The sequence below is a fragment of the Streptomyces spongiae genome (genome assembly GCF_009377185.1).
In the GTDB taxonomy this organism is placed as follows: domain Bacteria; phylum Actinomycetota; class Actinomycetes; order Streptomycetales; family Streptomycetaceae; genus Streptomyces; species Streptomyces spongiae.
On record NZ_VJZC01000628.1, the window covers coordinates 1 to 5597 of the forward strand.

A 5597-nucleotide genomic window follows, 5' to 3' on the forward strand; every position below is an offset into this window, starting at 1 on the left:
CCGCCCCACAGGACCGGCAGCCCCGCACCACCAGCAAACGGCAGGCGCAGCAAGCCACCACCCACCCGGCAGCCGCGTACGCACCGCAGGGGGTGTGCCGGGAGGTGTCCGCCCGCAGCGGCCGGCGTCCGCCGCCGAGCACGTGACGCACCCAGCTCACCGCCGGACCGAGGACGGAGACCTCCCGGCGCGCCCCCGACCCACGAACAAACGCGTAGGCGTACCAGCCACAACGGCGCCGCAGACAATCGACGACCGGCGGGGACGCGCCCCTTCAGGGGCGCGGGGAACTGCGCGACCAGCCACAAACAAACCCGCACCCGGCACTCGAAACGAACCACCCACGGCGAGAGCAGGTGACGGCCATGCAACGCGGAGCGCCCCGCCCGATGCGGGCCGACGCGCGCCGCAACCACGAGCGTCTCCTCGCCGAGGCACGCGCCGCCTTCGCCGCACACGGCACGGACGCGTCCCTGGAGGACGTGGCGAAACGCGCCGGCGTCGGTATCGGCACGCTCTACCGCCACTTCCCGAACCGGTACGCCCTCATGAGCGCGGTGTTCGAGGACGCCGTGGGCCAACTCCTCGCCAGATCACGCGAGTTGCTGGACGACCCGCAGCCGTGCGGCGCCCTCGTGACATGGCTGCGCGACATCATCAGGCACGCGGGCGAGTACCGCGGACTGTCGCGGGCGCTCATGACCGTCTCGTACTCCGACTCCGCCTCCTACGACGACGGTGACGACGGATCGGAGCTCGCCCGATGCAGCGGTCCGATCCGTGAGGCGGGCAGCGCCCTGCTCGCCCGTGCGCAGGAGGCGGGCGCCGTACGCCCCGGGGTCTCGATCGGCGACCTGCTCCAGCTGACGAACGCGATCGCCCTCGCAGCCGAGGAAACTCCCGCCGACCCCGACCTGGCCGACCGCCTCCTCACGCTCACCGTCCGGGGCCTGAAGCCGTAGCGGGTCGGGACGGCCGACCGACCGCCAGCGGCAGCGGCAGCGGGCTTCAGCGGCAGCGGACTGTCAGCGGCGCCGAAGATCCGCCACCCTCGCCCGCTCACCGCTGGCAGGCGCTTCGCCCGGGACCGCGGCCGAGCGGAGTAACGGGCCGGCGCCGGGGACCTGGCGGCGGGGGCCGGGGAGCGGCATGTCCCGGCGCCGCCCGGGCGCCGGGGCGGGATCACCTCCCGCGTTTCCCGAGGCCCCGGCGATCGCGATCTGGACCCCCTGGTCCGCGAGCGCCTGCAGCTCGGTGGCCGCGCGGTCGTCGTGGGCGGGCGGCTCGTCGGTCACCAGCCGGGTGATCACGTCGGTCGGCACGGTCTGGAACATCGTGTCCGTACCGAGCTTGGTGTGGTCGGCGAGGACGACCACCTCGGCGGCCGCCTGGACGAGCGCCCGGTCGACGGACGCCGACAGCATGTTGGACGTGGAGAGCCCACGCTCGGCGGTCAGCCCGCTCCCGGAGAGGAAGGCCCGCGAGACCCGCAGACCCTGGAGGGACTGTTCCGCCCCGGAGCCGACCAGGGCGTAGTTGGAGCCGCGCAGGGTGCCGCCGGTCATCACGACCTCCACACGGTTGGCGTGGGCCAACGCCTGTGCCACCAACAGGGAGTTGGTGACGACGGTCAGCCCGGGGACCCGCGCGAGCCGGCGCGCCAGCTCCTGCGTGGTGGTCCCCGCCCCGACCACGATGGCCTCGCCCTCTTCGACGAAGCTCGCGGCGAGGTCGGCGATGGCCGTCTTCTCGGCGGTCGCGAGATGGGATTTCTGCGGAAAGCCGGACTCCCGCGTGAAGCCGCCCGGCAATACCGCACCGCCGTGCCGGCGGTCGAGGAGTCCTTCTGCCTCCAGTGCGCGCACGTCCCGCCGTACGGTCACTTCGGAGGTCTGGACGACGCGGGCGAGCTCACGGAGCGACACGGCCCCGTTCGCTCGCACCATTTCGAGGATCAATTGGCGACGTTCTGCAGCGAACACGAAACTGACAGTAACGCGAGCGACCGTCTGCTTTCAGCAGTTTGCGCCGAATAACAGAAGTTGTTCGCATGGCAGTGCGCGAAGTGGTATATGGGCAGATCCCGGACCGCTCCAGGCCGCCCTCAAGCCACCCCATGCCACCCACAAGCCCGGCAACTCCCCTTGACCAGCGAGGAGTCGGCCCCCGGCGGTCACACCTCGTCGGTGGCCTTCCGGGTGTGCAGCTGCCGTGCCACCTCGGCGATCGACCCCGACAGGGAGGGGTAGACGGTGAAAGCGTTCGCGATCTGTTCGACGGTCAGGTTGTTGTCGACCGCGATCGAGATGGGATGGATCAGTTCCGAGGCGCGCGGTGAGACGACGACGCCACCGACGACGATCCCCGTGCCGGGCCGGCAGAAGATCTTCACGAAGCCGTCCCGGATGCCCTGCATCTTGGCGCGCGGATTGCGCAGCAGCGGCAGCTTCACACCCCGGGCGTCGATGAGACCGGTGTCCACGTCGGCCTGTGTGTAGCCCACGGTGGCGATCTCGGGGTCGGTGAAGACGTTGGACGAGACCGTCTTCAGGTTCAGCGGGGCCACCGCGTCGCCCAGGAAGTGGTACATGGCGATACGTCCCTGCATGGCGGCCACGGACGCGAGGGCGAACACCCCGGTCACGTCACCGGCGGCGTACACGCCGGGAGCGGAGGTCCTGGACACCTTGTCGGTCCAGATGTGCCCGGACTCGCGCAGCTTGACGCCGGCCTCCTCCAGACCCATGCCCTCACTGTTCGGAATGGCACCGACGGCCATCAGACAGTGCGAACCGCTGATCACGCGCCCGTCGGCGAGCGTGACCTCGACCCGGTCGCCCACGCGCTTGGCGGACTGGGCACGGGAGCGGGCCATGACGTTCATGCCGCGCCGCCGGAACACGTCCTCCAGCACGGCCGCGGCGTCCGGGTCCTCGCCCGGCAGCACGCGGTCCCGGCTGGACACGAGGGTGACGCGCGACCCGAGCGCCTGGTAGGCACCCGCGAACTCGGCACCGGTGACACCGGACCCGACCACGATGAGCTCCTCGGGCAGCTCGTCGAGGTCGTACACCTGCGTCCAGTTGAGGATGCGCTCCCCGTCGGGCTGGGCGTCGGGCAGCTCGCGCGGGTGCCCGCCGGTGGCGATGAGCACGGCGTCCGCGGTGAGCGTCTCCTCGCTGCCGTCGGCGGCCCGCACCACGACCTTGCGGGACCCGTCGAGGGCCTGCTGGCCCTCGAGCCGCCCGCGCCCACGCATGACCCGCGCGCCGGCGCGCGTCACGGACGCCGTGATGTCGTGCGACTGGGCGAGCGCGAGCCTCTTCACACGCCGGTTGACCTTGCCGAGGTCCACGCCGACGACACGCGCGGGTGTGTCGATGTGCGGGGTGTCGTCGGCGACGATGATCCCGAGTTCCTCGTACGACGAATCGAAGGTGGTCATCACCTCGGCGGTGGCGATGAGCGTCTTCGACGGCACGCAGTCGGTGAGCACCGACGCGCCGCCCAGACCGTCGCAGTCGACGACGGTCACCTCCGCGCCGAGCTGCGCGGCCACCAGCGCCGCTTCGTAGCCGCCGGGTCCGCCACCTATGATCACGATCCGAGTCACGTACCCCATTGTCCCGCACGCCCCGAAGGAGCACTGCCCCGGGGGCGGTCGCGGGCGGGAGACACCCGTGTGACGCGAGGGACGCACGGCACGGCTGCCGTACCCTCGGTCCATGTCGCTCTACGCCGCGTACGCCGCCAATCTCGACGCGCGGCTGATGTCCCGCCGCGCTCCGCACTCGCCGCTGCGCGCCACCGGCTGGCTGAACGGGTGGCGCCTGACCTTCGGCGGCGAGCACATGGGCTGGGAGGGCGCCCTCCCGACGATCGTCGAGGCCCCGGACTCCCAGGTCTTCGTCGCCCTGTACGACATCGCCCCCATGGACGAGGCCTCCATGGACCGGTGGGAGGGCGTGGGCCTCGACATCTACCGCCGCATGCGCGTCCACGCCCACACCCTGGAGGGCCAGGAGTATGCCTGGACGTACGTCCTCAACGGCTACGAGGGCGGCCTGCCCTCGGCCCGTTACCTCGGCGAGATCGCCGACGCCGCGGAGTCGGCGGGGGCGCCGCACGATTACGTGATGGAGCTGCGGAAGAGGCCTTGTTGAGGGCTCGGCCTCCGGCGGTTGGGCGGTGCGTTCTCGTCTGCCGGGTTCCTGTCGGTGGGCGGCTGCGGGTTTGTTGTGGCTGGTCGCGCAGTTCCCCGCGCCCCTGAGGGGCGCGCGTCCCCGCCGGTCGTCGTCCGTCTGCCCCGCCGTCGTGGCTTGGGCGCCTACGCCTTGGTCGTGGGTCGGGGGTGTGCCGGGAGGTCTCCGTCCTCGGTCCGGCGGTGCTGTGGGTGTGTGAGGTTCTCGGCGGCGGACGCCGGCCGCTGCGGGCGGACACCTCCCGGCACACCCCCTTGCGTCCGCACGCGGCTGCCGGCCGGTGAGAGTCCGTCGGAAACGACAAGACAACGATCGCCACCCGTCACCCACGCCGTCTACGCGCGTAGGCACGGACCGGTTACTCTCATCGCGTGAACGCATCTCTTCTTCCGGACGACATCCAGGGCGACCCGTACGAGGCCGCCGACGCCGCCGCCGCGCGCCTGCGCGAGCTCACGGGCGCCGAGACCCACGACGTCACCCTTGTGATGGGCTCCGGCTGGGCCCCGGCCGTGGAGGCGCTCGGCGCCCCCGAGACCGAGTTCCAGGTCACCGACCTGCCCGGCTTCCCGCCCCCGGCGGTGGAGGGCCACGGCGGCAAGGTCCGCTCGTACCGCATCGGTGACAAGCGGGCGCTCGTCTTCCTGGGCCGGACCCACTACTACGAGGGTCACGGCGTCTCCGCCGTCGTGCACGGCATCCGCACCGCCGTGGCCGCGGGCAGCAAGACCGTCGTCCTGACCAACGGCTGCGGCGGCCTGCGCGAGACCATGCGCCCCGGTCAGCCGGTCCTGATCAGCGACCACATCAACCTCACGGCGACGTCCCCGATCATCGGCGCCAACTTCGTCGACCTCACCGACCTGTACTCCCCCCGCCTGCGGGCCCTCTGCAAGGAGATCGACCCCACCCTCGAGGAGGGCGTCTACGCGCAGTTCACCGGCCCGCACTACGAGACGCCCGCCGAGATCCGTATGGCCCGCGTCATCGGTGCGGACCTGGTGGGCATGTCGACGGTCCTGGAGGCCATCGCCGCGCGCGAGGCGGGTGCGGAGGTCCTGGGCATCTCCCTGGTCACCAACCTCGCCGCCGGCATGACGGGCGAGCCCCTCAACCACGAGGAGGTCCTCCAGGCCGGCCGCGACTCCGCCACCCATATGGGTGCGCTGCTGACGCAGGTCCTGGCCCGTCTCTGAGGGTTCCGGATCGTCTCGGGTTCCTGTCGGTGGGCGGCAACCGGCCCGTCGTGGCTGGTCGCGCAGTTCCCCGCGCCCCTAAAAGCACGGGCCCGTGCCCGGCATCACGACGCACCCTCGCCCTCCCGTAGTCCACGCCCGCCCCCACCGGCCCGCGCCCGCGTACGGTCGCAAGGGGGTGTGCCGGGAGGTGTCCGCC

General features: G+C 71.8%; 5 protein-coding genes. 3 read left to right on the forward strand and 2 right to left on the reverse strand.

The window, feature by feature from the left end; translation table 11 throughout:
• Positions 1-389: 389 nt before the first annotated feature.
• A complete protein-coding gene (locus tag FNH08_RS43235) occupies positions 390-962 on the forward strand; it encodes a TetR/AcrR family transcriptional regulator (RefSeq protein WP_152776992.1) in 573 nt (190 codons plus the stop codon).
• Between the two features lie 63 nt (positions 963-1025).
• Here the strand turns inward: FNH08_RS43235 and FNH08_RS43240 are convergent, their stop codons facing one another.
• Positions 1026-1982, reverse strand: a complete 957-nt coding sequence (locus FNH08_RS43240) for a DeoR/GlpR family DNA-binding transcription regulator (protein WP_322726388.1) — start codon at positions 1980-1982, stop codon at positions 1026-1028.
• 191 nt (positions 1983-2173) lie between these two features.
• Positions 2174-3622 carry an NAD(P)H-quinone dehydrogenase gene (locus tag FNH08_RS43245; protein WP_152776990.1) on the reverse strand — a complete coding sequence of 483 codons (1449 nt, stop codon included), beginning with the start codon at positions 3620-3622 and terminating at the stop codon, positions 2174-2176.
• A 103-nt stretch (positions 3623-3725) separates the two neighbouring features.
• Here FNH08_RS43245 and FNH08_RS43250 point away from each other — a divergent pair, with 103 nt between their 5' ends.
• The gene (locus tag FNH08_RS43250; protein WP_152776991.1) at positions 3726-4163 is read left to right on the forward strand and encodes a gamma-glutamylcyclotransferase; all 438 of its coding nucleotides are present in this window, start codon (positions 3726-3728) and stop codon (positions 4161-4163) included.
• Between the two features lie 410 nt (positions 4164-4573).
• Complete coding sequence (locus FNH08_RS43255) at positions 4574-5398, forward strand: purine-nucleoside phosphorylase (RefSeq protein ID WP_322726389.1); 825 nt, start codon at positions 4574-4576, stop codon at positions 5396-5398.
• Positions 5399-5597: the final 199 nt, after the last annotated feature.

Coding starts and splice junctions, on each gene's coding strand:
- FNH08_RS43235 (WP_152776992.1), top strand. CDS start 390: ATGCGGGCCGACGCGCGCCGCAACCACGAGCGTCTCCTCGCCGAGGCA.
- FNH08_RS43245 (WP_152776990.1), bottom strand. CDS start 3,622: ATGGGGTACGTGACTCGGATCGTGATCATAGGTGGCGGACCCGGCGGC.
- FNH08_RS43250 (WP_152776991.1), top strand. CDS start 3,726: ATGTCGCTCTACGCCGCGTACGCCGCCAATCTCGACGCGCGGCTGATG.